Source organism: Variovorax raffinosi, assembly GCF_051216615.1.
Taxonomy (GTDB): Bacteria; Pseudomonadota; Gammaproteobacteria; order Burkholderiales; family Burkholderiaceae_C; genus Variovorax.
The window spans coordinates 282,399-300,139 of sequence record NZ_JBPJZR010000002.1 but is presented as its reverse complement, the minus strand read 5'-3'; the positions used below and the strand labels follow the sequence as shown (position 1 = coordinate 300,139).

The 17,741-nt window shown below is 67.3% G+C and carries 18 protein-coding genes; 12 read left to right on the top strand and 6 right to left on the bottom strand.

From position 1 onward, the window contains the following. Nucleotide 1 precedes the first annotated feature (1 nt). The 11 genes from murD to ACSFB7_RS07415 all read left to right on the top strand — a co-directional run bounded on the left by murD (nucleotide 2) and on the right by ACSFB7_RS07415 (nucleotide 12,394). Nucleotides 2–2,236 carry a UDP-N-acetylmuramoyl-L-alanine--D-glutamate ligase gene (murD, locus tag ACSFB7_RS07465; RefSeq protein ID WP_435468595.1) on the top strand — a complete coding sequence of 745 codons (2,235 nt, stop codon included), beginning with the start codon at nucleotides 2–4 and terminating at the stop codon, nucleotides 2,234–2,236. Next, nucleotides 2,233–3,531, top strand: coding sequence for a putative lipid II flippase FtsW (ftsW, locus tag ACSFB7_RS07460; protein ID WP_435468593.1), 1,299 nt, complete (start codon nucleotides 2,233–2,235; stop codon nucleotides 3,529–3,531). The genes murD and ftsW overlap by 4 nt, the downstream gene beginning before the upstream one ends. After that, nucleotides 3,528–4,589, top strand: coding sequence for an undecaprenyldiphospho-muramoylpentapeptide beta-N-acetylglucosaminyltransferase (murG, locus tag ACSFB7_RS07455; RefSeq protein ID WP_435468591.1), 1,062 nt, complete (start codon nucleotides 3,528–3,530; stop codon nucleotides 4,587–4,589). Before ftsW ends, murG begins: the two co-directional genes overlap by 4 nt. After that, complete coding sequence (gene murC, locus ACSFB7_RS07450; protein WP_435468589.1) at nucleotides 4,586–6,055, top strand: UDP-N-acetylmuramate--L-alanine ligase; 1,470 nt, start codon at nucleotides 4,586–4,588, stop codon at nucleotides 6,053–6,055. Before murG ends, murC begins: the two co-directional genes overlap by 4 nt. Continuing rightward, nucleotides 6,052–7,023 (top strand): D-alanine--D-alanine ligase, encoded by a 972-nt coding sequence (locus ACSFB7_RS07445; RefSeq protein ID WP_435468587.1) that lies wholly within the window; start codon nucleotides 6,052–6,054, stop codon nucleotides 7,021–7,023. The genes murC and ACSFB7_RS07445 overlap by 4 nt, the downstream gene beginning before the upstream one ends. Before the next feature lie 2 nt (nucleotides 7,024–7,025). Then, nucleotides 7,026–7,814, top strand: a complete 789-nt coding sequence (locus ACSFB7_RS07440) for a cell division protein FtsQ/DivIB (RefSeq protein ID WP_435468585.1) — start codon at nucleotides 7,026–7,028, stop codon at nucleotides 7,812–7,814. Nucleotides 7,815–7,844: 30 nt separating this feature from the next. Next, a complete protein-coding gene (ftsA, locus tag ACSFB7_RS07435) occupies nucleotides 7,845–9,074 on the top strand; it encodes a cell division protein FtsA (RefSeq protein WP_093126106.1) in 1,230 nt (409 codons plus the stop codon). Between the two features lie 170 nt (nucleotides 9,075–9,244). After that, entirely contained in the window at nucleotides 9,245–10,462 is a 1,218-nt protein-coding gene (gene ftsZ / locus ACSFB7_RS07430; RefSeq protein ID WP_435468582.1) for a cell division protein FtsZ, read from the top strand. Nucleotides 10,463–10,707: 245 nt separating this feature from the next. Then, a complete protein-coding gene (gene lpxC / locus ACSFB7_RS07425; protein ID WP_435468580.1) occupies nucleotides 10,708–11,631 on the top strand; it encodes a UDP-3-O-acyl-N-acetylglucosamine deacetylase in 924 nt (307 codons plus the stop codon). Between the two features lie 25 nt (nucleotides 11,632–11,656). Continuing rightward, a complete protein-coding gene (locus tag ACSFB7_RS07420; protein ID WP_187113953.1) occupies nucleotides 11,657–11,833 on the top strand; it encodes a hypothetical protein in 177 nt (58 codons plus the stop codon). A 69-nt stretch (nucleotides 11,834–11,902) separates the two neighbouring features. Further along, nucleotides 11,903–12,394 (top strand): hypothetical protein, encoded by a 492-nt coding sequence (locus ACSFB7_RS07415; RefSeq protein ID WP_435468578.1) that lies wholly within the window; start codon nucleotides 11,903–11,905, stop codon nucleotides 12,392–12,394. 19 nt (nucleotides 12,395–12,413) lie between these two features. Here the strand turns inward: ACSFB7_RS07415 and ruvC are convergent, their stop codons facing one another. The 3 genes from ruvC to ACSFB7_RS07400 are packed head-to-tail and all read right to left on the bottom strand — an operon-like array spanning nucleotide 12,414 to nucleotide 14,854. Then, on the bottom strand, nucleotides 12,414–12,962 hold the full coding sequence (gene ruvC, locus ACSFB7_RS07410) for a crossover junction endodeoxyribonuclease RuvC (RefSeq protein WP_435468576.1): 549 nt from the start codon (nucleotides 12,960–12,962) through the stop codon (nucleotides 12,414–12,416). A 1-nt stretch (nucleotide 12,963) separates the two neighbouring features. Then, nucleotides 12,964–13,953 carry a phosphatidate cytidylyltransferase gene (locus ACSFB7_RS07405; RefSeq protein ID WP_435468574.1) on the bottom strand — a complete coding sequence of 330 codons (990 nt, stop codon included), beginning with the start codon at nucleotides 13,951–13,953 and terminating at the stop codon, nucleotides 12,964–12,966. A gap of 1 nt (nucleotide 13,954) precedes the next feature. Then, a complete protein-coding gene (locus ACSFB7_RS07400) occupies nucleotides 13,955–14,854 on the bottom strand; it encodes a 1-acyl-sn-glycerol-3-phosphate acyltransferase (RefSeq protein WP_435468572.1) in 900 nt (299 codons plus the stop codon). 9 nt (nucleotides 14,855–14,863) lie between these two features. Here ACSFB7_RS07400 and ACSFB7_RS07395 point away from each other — a divergent pair, with 9 nt between their 5' ends. Next, nucleotides 14,864–15,280 (top strand): ribosomal maturation YjgA family protein, encoded by a 417-nt coding sequence (locus ACSFB7_RS07395; protein WP_435469941.1) that lies wholly within the window; start codon nucleotides 14,864–14,866, stop codon nucleotides 15,278–15,280. Here ACSFB7_RS07395 and mtgA read toward each other — a convergent pair. The 3 genes from mtgA to ACSFB7_RS07380 are packed head-to-tail and all read right to left on the bottom strand — an operon-like array spanning nucleotide 15,246 to nucleotide 17,719. Further along, complete coding sequence (gene mtgA / locus ACSFB7_RS07390; protein ID WP_435468570.1) at nucleotides 15,246–15,989, bottom strand: monofunctional biosynthetic peptidoglycan transglycosylase; 744 nt, start codon at nucleotides 15,987–15,989, stop codon at nucleotides 15,246–15,248. The genes ACSFB7_RS07395 and mtgA overlap by 35 nt on opposite strands. Beyond that, complete coding sequence (gene aroE, locus ACSFB7_RS07385) at nucleotides 15,986–16,834, bottom strand: shikimate dehydrogenase (protein ID WP_435468568.1); 849 nt, start codon at nucleotides 16,832–16,834, stop codon at nucleotides 15,986–15,988. Before aroE ends, mtgA begins: the two co-directional genes overlap by 4 nt. Nucleotides 16,835–16,867: 33 nt before the next feature. Next, on the bottom strand, nucleotides 16,868–17,719 hold the full coding sequence (locus ACSFB7_RS07380; RefSeq protein WP_435468566.1) for an energy transducer TonB: 852 nt from the start codon (nucleotides 17,717–17,719) through the stop codon (nucleotides 16,868–16,870). Between the last annotated feature and the right edge of the window lie 22 nt (nucleotides 17,720–17,741).

Genomic DNA, 17,741 nt, shown 5'->3' with positions numbered 1-17,741 from the left:
CATGCGGCATCTGAAAGACCTCCCCGTTCTCGTCCTCGGCCTCGGTGCGTCCGGGCTGGCGATGGCGCGCTGGTGCGCGCGCCACGGTGCGGTCGTGACCGTGGCCGACACGCGCGAGGCGCCCGCGCTGCTCGCGACGCTGAAGGCGGAATGGCCCGATGTCGTTTTTGTCGGCGGGCCGTTCTCGGCCGCGCTGATCGATGGCACGCCGATTCGCGCGGTGTACCGCTCGCCGGGCCTTTCGCCCGCGACCATCGCGCCGGTGGCCGATGCGGCGCGCGCGGTCGGGTTGCCGGTCGGTGGCGAACTGGATCTGTTCGCGCGTGCACTTCTGGATCTACGGACGGTCGAAGTGCCGGTGGTGGAAGCCGAGCCTGTGCCTGAGGTCGCGGCCGAGCCTGAAGTGCTGGCAGAGCCGGTGGCTGAAGAAGTGCCCGTCGAGACCGTGGAAGCGGAAGCCCAGGCGCAACTGCCGTTGGAAGAAGCGCTGCCCGTCGTCGAAACGCCGGAAGCTGTTCAAGAGGCAGTGCCGGTCGAGGCGGTCGAACCCGTGGCTGAACCGGTTGCGCCGACCGAACCGAGCGAGAGCGAGCCGGCCGAACCAGCACAGGCCGTCGAAACACCCGAAGTCACCGAAGCCAGCCCCGAGCCGGTCATCCCCGCCATGGCCGAAGCCATGCCGCGCGATCCGTCGATGAGCGTTGCCGTCCCGACGCCGCCAGAAGCCTCGAATGCCGAAGCGCCTGAAGCCGCATCGCAAACCGCTGACGCCACGGTGGAAGTTGCGGAAGCCGCACCAGACGCGCCGATTGCTGCCACACCGGCCTCCAACACCGGCTCCCGCCTGCCGACCACCGGCAAGCCCTACGTTCCCACGGCCGCCAAGGAAGCCGCCGAGTTCGTCGCCAAGATCGCCGAGTTCGCCGCAACCAATCCGGCCTCTGCCGCCGCCGAAGAAGAATCGCCCCAGCTCGAACTGGCGCCACCGGTCGAGCCCGAGGCGCCCAAGGGCTACACGCCGTCGGTGCTCGCCATCACCGGCACCAACGGCAAGACCACCGTGACCGCGCTCACCGGCCAACTGGTCGAACGCGCGGGCAAGACCGTGGCCGTGGCCGGCAACATCGGCCCGACGCTGCTCGACACCCTGTCCGCGCACATCGATGCCGACACGCTGCCCGACGTCTGGGTGCTCGAACTCTCCAGCTTCCAGCTCGACGGCGTGCAGGGCTTCGAGCCGACGGCCGCCACCGTGCTCAACCTCACGCAGGACCACCTCGACTGGCACGGCGACATGCCGGCCTACGCGGCGGCCAAGGCGCGCATCTTCGGCGCGCGCGGCCTGCTGGTGCTGAACCGCGACGACGCGGGCGTGATGGCCATGCTGCCGCCGCCCCTGCGCGCGAAGCTGCAGCGCCCGCAGATTCGCGCCCACGTCACCTTCGGCGCCGGGATGCCGCTGCGCCCCGGCGACTACGGCATCGAGCGCATCAACGGCATCGCCTGGCTGGTGCGCGCGCTGGAGGCCGACGAAACACAGAAGCGCAAGCGCGGTGCGGTGGTGGAAGAAGAAATCTTCTTCCAGCGCCTGATGCCCGCCGATGCGTTGCGCATTCGCGGCCGCCACAACGCCATGAACGCACTGGCCGCGCTCGCGCTCGCCAGCGCAGCCGATTGCGCGCTGGGCCCGATGCTCTATGGCCTGCGCGAGTACCGCGGCGAGCCGCACCGCGTGGAGCCGATCGCGATCGTGGACGAGGTCGAGTACTTCGACGACAGCAAGGGCACCAATGTCGGCGCGACGGTCGCCGCGCTGATCGGCCTTGGCGAAGAGCGCCGCGTGGTCGTGATCCTCGGCGGCGAAGGCAAGGGGCAGGACTTCGAGCCGCTCGCGGAACCCGTGCGCAAGTACGCGCGCGCCGTGGTGCTCATCGGCCGCGACGCGCCGATCATCGAAGCCGCGCTGGCCACGACCGGCGTTTCGCTGATGCATGCCGGCTCGATGGAAGAGGCCGTCAAGCTCTGCGCCGCCCGTGCCAACCCCGGCGATGCCGTGCTGCTGTCACCGGCCTGTGCGAGCTTCGACATGTTCAAGGACTACGAGCACCGCGCCGAAGTGTTCCGCGAGGTCGTGCAGGCCTATGCGGACAGCCCGCGCGGCCTTCTTGAGCAAGACGCCCCCGAGGAAGACGCACCGTCGTCTTCCGCTTCGGGATCGATGGAGGACCAGGTTTGAACCCCGCTGCCGCAGGCGCCACGCCGGAGACCCGCACCAGCCGCTTCGGTGGCTGGTTCAGGCGTGCCCGCAGCGGCATCGACGCCTTGCCGATGCACCTGCCGGTGCGGCTGGGCGGCGCCGGCATCTCGCAGACCAAGGCCACGCCGATGCGCGTGCTGGGCTTCGACCAGGCGCTGGTCTGGGTCACGGTCGCGCTGCTGACCTGGGGCCTGATCATGGTGTATTCGGCCTCGATCGCGCTGCCCGACAACCCACGCTTTGCGCGCGCCGGCTACGGCGCCTCGTTCTTCCTCACGCGGCATGCGGCCTCGGTGGTGATCGCCTTCATCGCCGCGCTGCTGGCCTTCCAGATTCCGATGAAGACCTGGGAGCGCGCCGCGCCCTGGCTCTTCGTGGCATCGCTGCTGTTGCTGGTGGCCGTGCTCATTCCGCACATCGGCATCAACGTCAACGGCGCGCGCCGCTGGTTGCCGATGGGTTTCATGCGCTTCCAGCCGTCCGAGCTTGCCAAGCTCGCGATGGTGCTCTACGCCGCCAGCTACATGGTGCGCAAGATGGAGATCAAGGAGCGCTTTTTCCGCGCCGTGCTGCCGATGGGCATCGCGGTGGTGGTGGTCGGCATGCTGGTGATGGCCGAGCCCGACATGGGCGCGTTCATGGTGATCGCCGTGATCGCCATGGGCATCCTGTTCCTGGGCGGCGTGAACGCGCGCATGTTCTTCGTGATTGCCGCGCTGGTGGTGGTGGCCTTCGGCAGCATCGTCGCGAGCAGCCCGTGGCGCCGCGAGCGGATCTTTGCCTACCTCGATCCGTGGAGCGAAGAACACGCGCTGGGCAAGGGCTACCAGCTGTCGCACTCGCTGATCGCCATCGGGCGCGGCGAGATCTTCGGCGTGGGCCTGGGCGGCAGCGTCGAGAAGCTGCACTGGTTGCCCGAGGCGCACACCGACTTCTTGCTGGCCGTGATCGGCGAAGAATTCGGCCTGATCGGCGTGCTGCTGATCATCGGCCTGTTTCTCTGGCTCACGCGCCGCATCATGCACATCGGCCGTCAGGCGATCGCGCTGGACCGCGTGTTCTCGGGCCTCGTCGCGCAGGGCGTCGGCGTGTGGATCGGCTTCCAGACTTTCATCAACATGGGTGTGAACCTGGGCGCATTGCCGACCAAGGGCCTGACCTTGCCGCTGATGAGCTTCGGCGGCTCGGCCATTCTGATGAACATGGTGGCGCTGGCCATTGTGCTGCGCATCGATTATGAAAACCGCGTGCTCATGCGGGGAGGTCGCGTATGACGCGCACCGCACTCGTCATGGCTGGCGGAACCGGCGGCCACATCTTCCCGGGCCTCGCCGTGGCTGAAGCGCTGCGCGAGCGCGGCTGGCGCGTGCACTGGCTGGGCGCGCCCGGCAGCATGGAAGAAAAACTCGTGCCCCCGCGCGGCTTTGCCTTCGAGCCCGTGCAGTTCGGTGGCGTGCGCGGCAAGGGCCCGCTCACGCTGGTGCTGCTGCCGCTGAAGCTGCTGCGCGCCTTCTGGCAGAGCTTTCGCGTGGTGCGCCGCGTCAAGCCCGACGTGCTGGTGGGCCTGGGCGGCTACATCACCTTTCCAGGCGGAATGATGGGCGTGCTGCTCAACAAGCCGCTGGTGCTGCATGAGCAGAACTCGGTCGCGGGTCTGGCCAACAAGGTGCTGGCGGGCGTGGCCGACCGTGTGTTCACGGCTTTCCCGAACGTGATCAAGAAGGCGCAGTGGGTCGGTAACCCGTTGCGCGCCGCATTCACCTCGCAGCCCGATCCGGCCACGCGCTTCGCGGGCCGCTCGGGTCCGCTCAAGTTGCTGGTGGTCGGCGGCAGCCTTGGCGCGCGCGGCCTCAACACCGTGGTGCCGCAAGCACTGGCGCGCATCGATGCGGCCATTCGCCCGCAGGTGCTGCACCAGAGCGGCGCCAAGCAGATCGACGAACTGCGCGCCAACTACACGGCCGCCGGTGTCGAGGGCGAACTCACGCCCTTCATCGAAGACACGGCGCAGGCCTATGCGGACGCCGACGTCGTCGTCGCGCGCGCCGGTGCCAGCACCGTCACAGAAATCGCGGCCGTCGGCGCAGCAGCGCTGTTCGTGCCTTTCCCTTCGGCGGTCGACGACCACCAGACCACCAACGCGCGCTTCCTCGTGGATGCGGGCGGCGGCTGGCTGGTGCAGCAGGCCGACCTCACTCCTGAATTGCTGGCTGATTTGCTACAGAACACAGAGCGCACCGCGCTGATCGACAAGGCCACCAAGGCCAAGACCATGCAGAAGACAGAGGCCGTCGAGGCCGTCGTCCGCGCCTGCGAGGAGCTTGCCAAATGAAGCACGCGATCCACCACATTCACTTCGTAGGCGTCGGCGGTTCCGGCATGAGCGGCATCGCCGAAGTGCTGCTGAACCTGGGCTACAAAATCACCGGCTCCGACCTGTCCGACAGCGCCACGCTGCGCCGGCTCGCGGGCCTGGGCATCGGCACCTTCGTCGGCCACGCGGCAGCGCACATCGTCGGCGCGGATGCGGTTGTCACGTCCACCGCCGTGCAGTCGGACAACCCCGAAGTGCTGGCCGCGCGCGAGAAGCGCATTCCGGTCGTGCCGCGCGCGCTGATGCTGGCCGAGCTGATGCGCCTGAAGCAAGGCATTGCGATTGCCGGCACGCACGGCAAGACCACCACCACCAGCCTGGTGGCGAGCGTGCTCGACGCCGCCGGGCTCGATCCGACCTTTGTGATCGGTGGCCGCCTGAACAGCGCCGGCGCCAATGCGCAACTGGGCAGCGGCGACTACATCGTGGTCGAAGCCGACGAGTCCGACGCCTCGTTCCTGAACCTGCTGCCGGTGATGGCGGTGGTCACGAACATCGATGCCGACCACATGGAGACCTACGGGCACGACTTCGCGAAGCTCAAGAAGGCTTTTGTCGACTTCCTGCACCGCATGCCGTTCTATGGCGTGGCCATTCTTTGCACCGACGATCCGGCCGTGCGCGACATCGTGGCCGACGTCACCTGCCCGGTCACCAGCTACGGCTTCGGCGAAGACGCCCAGGTGCGCGCCATCAACGTGCGCGCCGTCGGCGGCCAGATGCATTTCACGGCGCAGCGCCGCAACGGCGTGACGCTGCCCGACCTGCCCATCGTGCTGAACCTGCCGGGCGAGCACAACGTGCGCAATGCGCTGTCGGTGATCGCCGTGGCGGTCGAGCTTGGCATTCCGGACGAAGCCGTGCAGCGCGGCCTCGAAGGGTTCAAGGGCGTGGGCCGCCGCTTCCAGAGCTATGGCGAAGTGAGCGTGCCGGGCGATGCTGCCGCAGGCCACTTCACCGTGATCGACGACTACGGCCATCACCCGGTCGAGATGGCGGCCACCATCGCTGCGGCACGTGGCGCGTTCCCGGGCCGCCGGCTGGTGCTGGCCTTCCAGCCGCACCGCTACACCCGCACGCGCGACTGCTTCGAGGATTTCGTCAAGGTCATCGGCACGGCCGATTCGGTGTTGCTGGGCGAGGTCTATGCCGCCGGCGAAGCGCCCATCGTGGCCGCGGACGGCCGCACGCTGGCGCGTGCACTGCGCGTGGCCGGCAAGGTGGAGCCGGTGTTCGTCGACGACATCGGCGCCATGCCCCAAGCCATTCTCGACAACGCCCGTGCCGGCGACGTGGTGCTCTGCATGGGCGCCGGGTCCATCGGCGCGGTGCCGGCCAAGGTGGTCGAACTCGGCACGGCCGCCGTTGCGGCGCCGTCCTCATCAACATCGGAGCGCAGTGCGCGCAAGGGGAGGGCTGCATGAGCCTTCAGGATCCAAAACTCTTCGGCAAGGTGGCCGTGCTGTTCGGCGGAAGCTCCGCCGAACGCGAGATTTCATTGATGTCCGGCAACGGCGTGCTCGAAGCCCTGCGTTCGCGCGGCGTCGATGCGCATGCGTTCGATCCGTCCGAGCGCGAGCTGTTCGAACTCAAGCGCGAAGGCTTCGCGCGCTGCTTCGTCGCGCTGCATGGCCGCCATGGCGAAGACGGCACCGTGCAGGGCGCGCTCGAACTGCTGGGCATTCCGTACACCGGCTCGGGCGTGATGGCTTCGAGCGTGGCGATGGACAAGGTCATGACCAAGCGCATCTGGCAGGCCGACGGCCTGCCGACGCCCAAGTACGTGCGCCTGGCCTTCGACCAGCAAAGCCGCGAACAGATCATGGCCGTGCCCGACGTGCTCGGCCTGCCCGTGATCGTGAAGCCGCCGCGCGAGGGCTCGTCCATCGGCGTGACCAAGGTCGAGGGCTACTCGCAGATGCAGGACGCCGTCACGCTGTCGGCGAAGTACGACGCCGACGTGCTGTGCGAGGAGTTCATCGAAGGCGAGGAAGTGACCTGTGCCGTGCTCGGCCACGGGCTCGATGCGCGCGCGCTGCCGGTGGTGCGCATCGCCGCGCCCGAAGGCGCCTACGACTACCAGAACAAGTACTTCACCGACGACGTGAAGTACCACTGCCCGAGCGGCCTGCCCGAAGCCGAGGAACGCGAGATCCAGCACATCACGCTGGCCGCCTACCGCACGCTCGGCTGCCGTGGCTGGGGCCGCGCCGACGTGATGATCCGCGCCAGCGACCGCAAGCCCTTCCTGCTCGAGATGAACACCTCGCCCGGCATGACCAGCCATTCGCTGGTGCCGATGTCGGCGCGCGCCGCGGGCATCGCCTACGAAGAGCTGTGCCTGCGGGTGCTGGCTTCGGCCACGCTCGACGCCACCGGAGGTTCGCAATAGCCATGGCCGACAGCATCCCCGCGCCCTTCGACGTCAAGCTCATGAACATCGTCGCGAATCTTGCATTCGCGGCGGTGGCGTTCATGCTGCTGGCGGCGGGCGCATGGTGGGTGCTGCGCCAGCCTTTCTTTCCCATCGGCGGCATCAAGGTGGACGGCGAGGTCACGCACAACAACGCGGTCACGCTGCGTGCCAACGTGGCGCCGCAGCTCAACGGCAACTTCTTCACCATCGACCTGGCGCGTGCGCGCACCGCCTTCGAGTCGGTGCCGTGGGTGCGCAGCGCGGTGGTGCGGCGCGAGTTCCCGAACAAGCTGCGCGTGACGCTGACCGAGCAGGTGCCGGTGGCCAACTGGGGCGACGAAGCGGGCTCCAAGCTGATCAATGGCTTCGGCGACGTGTTCGAGGCCAACGTGGCCGAGGTGGACGACAACCTGCCGCGCCTGGACGGGCCGATCGAGCAGGCCGGGCAGGTGCTCGGCATGTACCGCGTGCTGCAGCCGCAGTTCCAGCCCTACGACTTCAGCATCGACGAGCTTTCGCTGTCGAGCCGGGGAAGCTGGAAGGTGGTGCTGGACAGCGGTGCCGAGATCGAGCTGGGCCGGGGCCAGAGCGAGGAGGTGACGGCCCGCCTGCAGCGCTTCCTGAAGACCGTGACCCAGGTCGCGGGCCAGTACCACCGAACGGTGGCCGACGTCGAAGGCGCCGATCTGCGCCACAACGACGCGTATGCACTGCGGCTGCGCGGCGTCACCACGGTCTCATCCGAGGCCCCAAGAAGAATCAAGTAGCGCTCATCGAGAAATCGAGGACATATCTCAATGCCTAAAGAATACAAAGACCTGGTCGTAGGACTCGACATCGGCACCGCCAAGGTGATGGTGGTCGTGGCCGAAGTGCTGCCCGGCGGCGAACTCAAGCTGGCCGGCCTCGGGATTGCGCCGAGCAACGGGCTCAAGCGCGGCGTGGTGGTGAACATCGACGCCACGGTGCAGAGCATCCAGCAGGCCCTGAAAGAGGCCGAGCTGATGGCCGACTGCAAGATCAGCCGCGTCTACACCGGCATCACCGGCAGCCACATCCGCGGCATCAATTCCAGCGGCATGGTGGCGGTGAAGGACAAGGAAGTCACGCCCGCCGACGTGGCCCGCGTGGTCGAGACGGCGCGCGCCATCAACATCTCCAGCGACCAGCGTCTGCTGCTGGTCGAGCCGCAGGAGTTCGTGATCGACGGGCAGGACGTGAAGGAGCCGATCGGCATGAGCGGCATGCGGCTCGAAGCCAAGGTGCACATCGTGACCGGCGCGCAGAGCGCGGCCGAGAACATCATCAAGTGCGTGCGCCGCTGCGGCCTCGAAGTCGATCAGCTGATGCTGAACCCGCTGGCATCGAGCCAGGCAGTGCTGACGGAAGACGAACGCGAACTGGGCGTGGTGCTGGTCGACATCGGCGCGGGCACCACCGACGTGGCGATCTTCACCAACGGCGCGATCCGCCACACGGCCGTGATTCCGATCGCGGGCGACCTGATCACCAGCGACATCGCGATGGCGCTGCGCACGCCCACCAAGGACGCGGAAGACATCAAGGTCGAGCATGGCTATGCCAAGCAACTGCTGGCCGACCCTGAATCGCAAGTCGAAGTGCCGGGGCTGGGCGATCGCGGTCCGCGCATGCTGAGCAAGCAGGCACTGGCCGGCGTGATCGAGCCGCGCATCGAGGAAATCTTCTCGCTGGTGCAGCAGGTGGTGCGCGAGTCGGGCTACGAAGAAGTGCTGTCTTCGGGCGTGGTGCTCACGGGCGGCAGCGCGGTGATGCCGGGCATGGTCGAGCTGGGCGAAGACATCTTTTTGAAGCCCGTGCGCCGTGGCATTCCGAAGTATTCGAGCGCGCTGTCCGACATGGTTGCGCAGCCGCGCGCCGCTACAGTCATGGGCCTGCTCGAAGAGGCCCGCTTCGCACGCATGCGCGGCTTCAAGGTCGCGCAGAAGAACGGGTCGGTGAAGACCGCGTTCGGACGCTTCAAGGACTTCATCGTGGGGAATTTCTGACCATGACCCAGTCCCCACTCTGGCTTGCGCGCAGCAGTCCCCCTTTGCATTTCAATGAGCGATGGCGACGAACAGGTCCACCGCGACGACGACCACATCGTTGATCTCGTCACAGCACAAGAAATATTCATAGATACATAACGGCAACTGCAAGATTCAAGGAGTTAAAAATGACCATCGAAATGATCGAAGTCGAAGAGTTCAATCAGGGCACGCAGATCAAGGTGATCGGTGTGGGCGGTGGCGGCGGCAATGCGGTCGCCCACATGATGGAGCGCGGTGTGCAGGGCGTTCAATTCGTCTGCGCGAACACCGACGCACAAGCGCTCACGCGCAGCAATGCGAACAAGATCATCCAGCTGGGCACCAGCGGACTGGGCGCGGGCAGCAAGCCCGACAAGGGCCGCGACGCGGCCGAAGCCGCGGTGGATGAAATCCGCGCGGCCATCGACGGCGCGCACATGCTGTTCATCACGGCCGGCATGGGCGGCGGCACGGGCACCGGTGCCGCACCGGTGATCGCGCGCATCGCCAAGGAAATGGGCATCCTCACCGTGGGTGTGGTGACCAAGCCCTTCGACTGGGAGGGCGGCCGCCGCATGAAGAACGCGGACGACGGCCTGGCCGAGCTCGAAGCCAATGTCGATTCGCTGATCGTGGTGCTCAACGAGAAGCTGCTGGACGTGCTGGGCGACGACATCACCCAGGACGAAGCCTTCGCGCACGCCAACGACGTGCTGAAGAACGCCGTGGGCGGCATCTCGGAAATCATCAACGAGTACGGCGGCGTGAACGTCGACTTCGAAGACGTGCGCACCGTGATGGGCGAGCCCGGCAAGGCCATGATGGGCACCGCTGCCGCAGCGGGTCCGGACCGCGCGCGCATCGCAGCCGAACAGGCCGTGGCCTGCCCGCTGCTCGAAGGCATCGACCTGTCGGGCGCCAAGGGCGTGCTGGTGCTGGTGACGGCATCGAAGGGTTCGCTGAAGCTGAACGAGTCGAAGCTCGCGATGAACACCATCCGCGCCTACGCCTCGCCCGATGCCCACGTGATCTACGGCGCGGCCTATGACGAAGCCCTGGGCGACGAAATGCGCGTGACCGTGGTGGCCACGGGCCTGTCGCGTGCCGATGCCCGCCGCCAGGCCCCGACGCTGGAAGTGATCCGCACCGGCACCGACAACATCGGCTTCACCGTGCCCACGCTCGGCGGCACCGGCCATGCGCACAGCAGCGGTGGCGGCAGCCAGCCGAACTACGACGGCATGGCGGTTCCCAGCGTGTGGCGCACCAACCGCACGATGGCTGCGGCCAAGGTGGATGCGCTGTCGTCGGGTGGCATGGACGACTTCGAGATTCCCGCTTTCCTGCGCCGCCAGGCTGACTGATCAAAGGGACGCTGCCGGTGGTTTCTTCGGAAGCCGCCGGCCGCGGACTCGACCGGACGCAGAGGGCACGAAGGTTCGCAAGGGGTTCGGCAAAGACCTGAAAGGGACTGGCGCCGGCTCTACGCACTGCGAACGCTTCGTGCCCCTTGCGTCCATCGTCGGGCGCCTCCATTGAATTCATGTCTATCGGTGCCATAGCGAGGGGAATGGGGCGTCACGCCCGTCACGCGCCTAAAATCCCCGGCGTGCTGCAACAACGAACCCTCAAGTCGATCAGCCGCGCCGTGGGCGTGGGGCTTCACAGCGGGCAACGCGTGGAACTGACCCTGCGGCCGGCCCCGGCCGACACGGGCATCGTGTTCCGCCGCGTCGACCTGCCCGAGCCGGTCGAGATCCGCATGACCGCCGAGGCGGTCACCGACACGCGCCTGGCGTCCACGGTCTCCACCGGCGGTGCCAAGGTGCAGACTGTCGAACACATCATGTCCGCCTGCGCGGGCCTGGGCATCGACAACCTCTACATCGACATCACGGCCGACGAAGTGCCGATCCTCGACGGATCGGCCTCGTCCTTCGTGTTCCTGCTGCAAAGCGCGGGCATCGAACTGCAGAAGGCACCGCGCCGTTTCATCCGCGTGCTGCGCAAGGTCGAGGTGCGCGAAGGCGAGGGTGCCAACGAGAAGTGGGCGAGCCTGGAGCCGTACCACGGCTTCAAGCTGAGCTTCGAGATCGACTTCGATCACCGCGTCGTCAACTCCACCGGCCAGCGCGTGGAGTTCGACCTGGGCGCCGATTCATACAGCCGCGACATCGCACGCGCGCGCACCTTCGGCTTCACCAAAGAGGTCGAGTACATGCGCAGCAGGGGCCTGGCGCTCGGTGGTGGCCTGGACAACGCCATCGTGATGGACGACACCAAGGTGCTCAACGCGGGCGGGCTGCGCTACGACGACGAGTTCGTGAAGCACAAGATCCTCGACGCCATGGGCGACCTGTACATCATCGGCAAGCCGCTGCTGGCTGCCTACACCGCGTTCCGCTCGGGCCATGCGCTCAACAACAAGCTGCTGCGCGAGCTGCTGTCGAACAGCGATGCCTACGAAGTCGTGACCTTCGAAGACGAAAAGCGCGCACCGCGCGGTTTCAGCGAAGTGGCGCGGGCCTGGTAGGCCGCCGCTTCCACCCCACGACCTCATGCTTCTTTTTCGCTGGGCCATCCTGTTGCTTCTGCTGGTGGCCGGCGTGTCTTTCGCGTTCTATGCCGGCACCGGGCAGGTCAAGTTCCGGCGCTTCGGCTGGATCGTGCTCAAGTGGACGCTGCTGGCCGCCTTCGGCTTCTTCGCGGTGCTGATCGCCGAGCGCGTGGCGTAGCTTTCCGGCTCTCGTTCGCATGTCCGGAAACGGCATGCCGGGCGAGATCGAGCGGCGCACGATGGCGCCATGAACACCTTCATTCAAGTCCCCCGCAATCCGTTCGGCGTGCAGGACGCACCCGATCCGAACGGTGAAGACATCGACCTGTTTGCCGCCAGCGTGCGCCTCGATGGCGCGGCCAGCGACGCGAACGCCGAGGCCTGGGGCCCTCACATTTCTCAGGCTTCCCGGGCACAGGTTTCATCGATCGGCGGCCACTGGTCGAGCCGCTGGAACGGTGGCGCGGACCCGGCCGTGCTCGGCGACACCGCCGCAGCCTGGAAGGAAGGCGAGGCCCGCGTGAAGATGGCCATCGGCCGCATCTACATCCTGTTCGACTGGAGCGACGGCATGCGCCGGGCCCTGCTCGATGTGCGCCAGGTCGGCCTTCACCAGCTCGTGGGCCGCTACATCAACCTGGGCAACCCGGCCATCACGCAGCCGTGGGTGGGGCTGATCGTCGACAACCACCGGATCGATGGCCGCTGGACCCGCGGGCGGCTGGACTTCAGGCGATAGGCCGCTGTCTTCTGTCAGGTCAGCGCGAACGACCCTGCCGGTAGGTGCCGGCATGCGACTTCGACAGCTCGGCCGCTTCCGCCAGCCGGGCCATCGAACGGCCGACCTGCGCGTGCGTGATGGCAATGCCCAGCGCGTCCGCCGCGTCGGCACCCGGCAGGCCAGGCAAATCGAGCAGGCGCTTGACCATCTCCTGCACCTGCGCCTTGGCGGCCTGGCCGTGGCCCGCCACCGCTTTTTTCATCTGCAGCGCGGTGTACTCGGCGACCGAGAGATTGCAGTTCACCAGCGAGGTCACGCAGGCGCCGCGTGCCTGCCCCAGCAGCAGCGTTGATTGCGGATTGACGTTGACGAAGATGATTTCGACCGCCGACGCATCCGGCTGGTAGCGCGCATTGACTTCCGCGATGCCGTCGAACAGCACCTTCAGCCGCGCCGGCAGGTTGCCGGTGCCCAGGTGCCGCGTGCTGATGGTGCCGCTGGCGACGTAGCGCAGCGCGTGGCCGTCCGCGTCGACCACGCCGAAGCCGGTGGTCGTCAAGCCGGGGTCGATGCCGAGAATGCGCATGTCAGGCGTTGAAGTACCAACGGATCGAATGGAAGAAGATGGGCGCGGCGAAGCACAGCGCATCGACGCGATCGAGCAGGCCATTGGCCCCCGTCACGCCCACGCCCTTCTTGCCCCAGTTGGGAATGCCGCGGTCGCGCTTGAGCGCTTTCATCACCAGGTGGCCCATCGAGCCCGCGATGCAGGCGATGACCGACACCGCGAGCGCCTGCCCGAACTTGAAGGGCGTGATGAACGAGAACAGCGCGCCCACCAGGCTGGCCACCACGATGCCGATGCCCCAGCTGGTCCAGTTGAAGCTGCGGCTCACGTTGGGCGCAAAGGGCGGGCGCTGCGTGCGGCGCGAGATGATGTGCTGCACCAGCACCGAGGTCTGCACCACGAACACCAGGAAGAACACGAGGAAGGCGCTCTTGCCTTCGTAGCCCGGGAAGCTCAGCAACAGCAGCGCCGGCACGTGGCTCATGCCGTAGACGCAGACCATGATCCCCCACTGCAGCTTGGCGTTGCGTTCCAGGAACTGGCTCGGATCGTTGGCCAGCGCACTCGCCACCGGCATCGCAAGGAACACGTAGACCGGAATGAACACGGTGAACAGGTCGAAGCGCGCCGTGGCCACGAGCCAGAACTGGATCGGCAGCACCACGAAGAAGGCGAGGATCAGGCTGCGGTGGTCGCCGCGCCGTGTGGGCGAGAGCGTGATGAACTCGCGCAGTGCGAAGAAGGAGATCAGCGCGAACAGCACGGTGGCGACTGTCTCGCCGAGTGCCCAGCCGATCCAGAAGATGATCACCATGAACCAGGTGGTGCCGAGCAGCGCGCGGAAATGCGCCAGTTCGGCCTGCCAGGCGGCGTCGTGCACGGGGTTGCGCTTTTCCCTGAAGGTCAGGAAGAAAGCGGTGGTGCTCACGATCACGAGCAGGCCGAAGACGATGAGGAAGAGGGCTGCGACCTGCTGGGTCGGGGTGAGGCTGCGCAGGAACTGGTTCATGTCAGACGTCGCGCAGGGCGATTACGGCGGCACGCGCACGGTCTAGGAAGGGGCGGCGTTCTTCGCCTTCTTCGACGCGAACAGGCGCGCCGAAGGTCACCGAGCAAAGGATGGGCACAGGCACGATCTCGCCCTTGGGCATGACGCGCTGCACGTTGTCGATCCACGCCGGCACCAGCACGACATCGGGGAACATCGTCGCCAGCGCGTACAGGCCCGACTTGAACTTCTGCGGCTCGCCGGTGTGGCCGCGCGTGCCTTCGGGAAAGATGATGATCGAGTCGCCGCTGCGCAGGGCTTCGATGAGCGGAGCCAATGGGTCGGCGACGGGCGGTGCGTCGGCTACCGGCGGCGCGGGCTCGGCTGCCACGGGCGGCGGCTCAGGCGCGGGTGGCGGTGGAGGCGGCGGCGCAGGAAGGTCGAGCTGCCTCTGCACCTCGTTCATGACTTCGGCAGACGTATCGGCGAAGGGCAGCGACATCGGCAGCAGCGGCTCCATCGAAGGCTCGATGCGCTCGGCTGGCGGTGCCACGGCAGCGCGCGGTGCGGGCGGTGCGATCGGTGGCGGAGGGACTTCGGCCTCGACCGGTGCGACAGGTGCCGCTGGCGTTGCTGGCGCAGCCGCCGCACGCTCCACATACACCGCGTTGAACACCTCGGTCGTGATCCAGCGCTTGAACGGCGTGTTGGCCCAGTAGTCGCGCGCCGCGATCGGCCGTGTGATGCTGCGCAGCTCCTCGGGCAAGGCCGCCCAGATCATCACGAGGTCGGCGTGGCTCTGGTGATTGGCGAAATAGATGCGCTGCTCGGCCTTCGGCGGACAACCGTACCAGCGCGCCTGGGCGCCTGTCAGCAACCGGACGATTCCCAACAACAACCAACCTGTGAGCTTTGCCAGCATATGGGCGCGATGATACGGGCCATGCGATGGCGTTTCGATCCTCTTTCTCTGGTGTGGGCGGTGGCCCTGTTTCTGGTGCTCGTGCTGCTGGCCACCGTCGGCGCACGCTGGGGCTGGGTGCGCAGCTTCTTCGGCGACGTGCTGGCCGTGGTGTGGGTGTACTTCGTCTTCAAGACGGTCATCGGCACGCGCGTGTTGCCGCTGGCGCTGGCCGCGCTGGGCGTGGGCCTTGCGGTCGAGCTGGGGCAGTACCTGGCATCGGCGTGGCACTTGCATATTCCCAACCGCGCCTTGCGCATCGTGCTCGGCAGCACGGCCGATTGGTGGGACGTGCTGGCCTATGTGATCGGCTTCGCCGGCGTGCTGGTCATCGAAGGCCTGCGCGGCAGCTTCAGGGCAGCTCGGCCGCAGACATCCGCGCCATGACCGTCGACGCCCGCCCGCTGAGGTAGGGCGAGCCGGGCCGGCGCTCGAAGAACTTGGGGCTCGGCAGCATCACCGCGAGGCGCGCGGCCTCGTTGGTGCTCAGGCGCGATGCCGGCTTCTTGAAGTAGTACTGCGATGCCGCTTCAGCGCCGAACACGCCTTCGCCCCATTCGACATTGTTGAGGTACAGCTCGAGGATGCGCCGCTTGTCGAGCAGCACTTCGAGCAGCGTGGCGAGCACCAGCTCCTGGCCCTTGCGCAGCATGGTGCGCTCGCCGGACAGCAGCAGGTTCTTGGCCAGTTGCTGCGTGATGGTCGAGCCGCCGCGCAGCCGCACTGGCTGCACCGGCTTGCCACGCGCCACGGCGCGTGCTGTGCGCTTGGCCGCCAACTCTTCGGCCTTGGCGTTGCGCTGGCGCGCGCGTTCAATGGCTTCCCACTCCACGCCGTTGTGGTCGACGAAGCCGGCATCCTCGCTCGCAATGACGGCGCGCTTGAGCGTGTCGTTGATCTGCCCGTACGGCACCCACTGCTGCCGCCAACCACCGCCCGTGCCTTGGTGAACTGCGATCTGCCAGGCCTCGGAGCGCTGGAAGGCCGTGCTGGTCGGATCGACCACCGCCATGGTCGCGATGCGGACCACGAAGAACAGTTCGAGTGCCACGCCCGCCACCACGAGGCAGGCGATCAGGCGCAGCACGGCTTTCATTTCAGTTCGGCGCGCAGTTCGGCCAGCACCTGCGCGGACGGCGGACGCACGCCGCGCCAGATCTCGAAGGACTCGGCTGCCTGCTCGACCAGCATGCCGAGCCCGTCGCGTGCGACGGCGCCGTGCGCCTCGGCCCAGGCCATGAAGCCGGCGGCGGCGGGGCCGTACATCATGTCGACCGCGAGCCCGCCGGCGCGCAGCACGGATGCGTTCACCGGTACCGCGTCGCCCGTGAGGCTGGAGGCGGTGGCGTTGACCACCACGTCGAAGGCGCCCGACACTTCATCGAGCGCCCAGGCTTCGAGCGTGGCGCCGTGGCGCAGTGCAATTGCGGCATGGCGGCGGACCACGGCCACGGCCTTGTCGACGGTGCGGTTGGCCACCACCACGCGCGAGGCGCCGGCATCGAGCAGTGGGCCCAGCACGCCGGCGGCGGCGCCACCCGCGCCGATCAGCAGCAGTTCCTTGCCGGCCAGCGGTACGCCCGCGTTGCGCACGATGTCGTTGACCAGGCCGATGCCGTCGGTGTTGTCGGCGTGAATGCCGCCATCGGCATCGAAGCGCAGCGTGTTGACCGCCTGCGCGAGCAATGCACGTTCGCTGGTGTGTTGCGCCAGTGCGGCGGCTTCGAACTTGAAGGGCACGGTGATGTTGCAGCCGCGCGCGCTGTCGCCGCGTTCGGCGGCTTCGCGGCGGAAAGCGGCAATGCCTTCGCCAAAGGCGCCGAGTGGAATCAGGCGCCGGCCGTAGTCCATCTGCTGGCTGCAGAGTTCGGCAAAACGGGCGTGGATGCGAGGCGAGCGGCTGTGCTCGACGGGGTTGCCCATTACACAGTACAGGTCCATGGCGCCTTGCTTTCTTGAGGGCTGGCTGGCTACTTACTGCGACGAGAGTTCGATGGTCTCGTCGCGCGTGAACTTGAAGCGCGACTGCAGCACGATCTGGTCGGTCTGCTTGCGCATCGCGTCGGTGAACTTGCCGAAGCTGCCGACGCTGCGGACGATGGCCTGGGCGCGGCGGTCGAGCGTCAGGTCGCCCGAGCTTTCGTCGACGACGGTGTCGAGCACCTTGCCGTCGTTGTTGATGGTGACGGTCATCTTCAGCTCGCCATAGAGCTTCTTGCCGGCCGCGGTGGGAAAGTTCTCGGTGCCGCGCACCTCGATGCGGCGGCGCAGCGTGTCGACGTAGATCGCGTAGGCGGCCTCGCGCGTCGACGGGCTCAGGTAGCGCTTCTTGGGGCGCGCGTTTTCCTCGTTCACGCGGCGCTCGATCTCGGCCAGCAGCTCGACCATCTGGCGGCGCTTTTCCTCGCGCGCGACGGCTTCGGTCGGGTCGCCCGCCGCGCGCGGGTCGGGCACGGGCATCGCGGCCAGGTCGCGCTTGAGCTGCGCGAGCATCTGCATCTGCTGGGCCTGCATGGCCTCGACCTGGCGCCGCGAATCCTCGAACGAGTCGCCGACGGAGGTGAAGCTCGATGGCGGCAGCGGGCTGGTGGCGCGGCCTTTTTCAAGATCGCCGCCGCCCGCGAGCGAGGTCTGCGCCATCACCTTGGCGCCCGGGTCCGGCTTGTCGTTGGTCTTGCTGTTGACCAGGATCACTTCGAGCGGGGTTTCGCTGAAGACGCGGTTGAACGACTCGGGGTCGACGAAGCGCACCGCGAGCAACGCAGCATGCGCAATGACCGACACGCCCAGAGCAATCTGCAGCGTGCTGAGGTCCTTGAAGTTCATTCTCGAAACTCCTCCAGGGGCC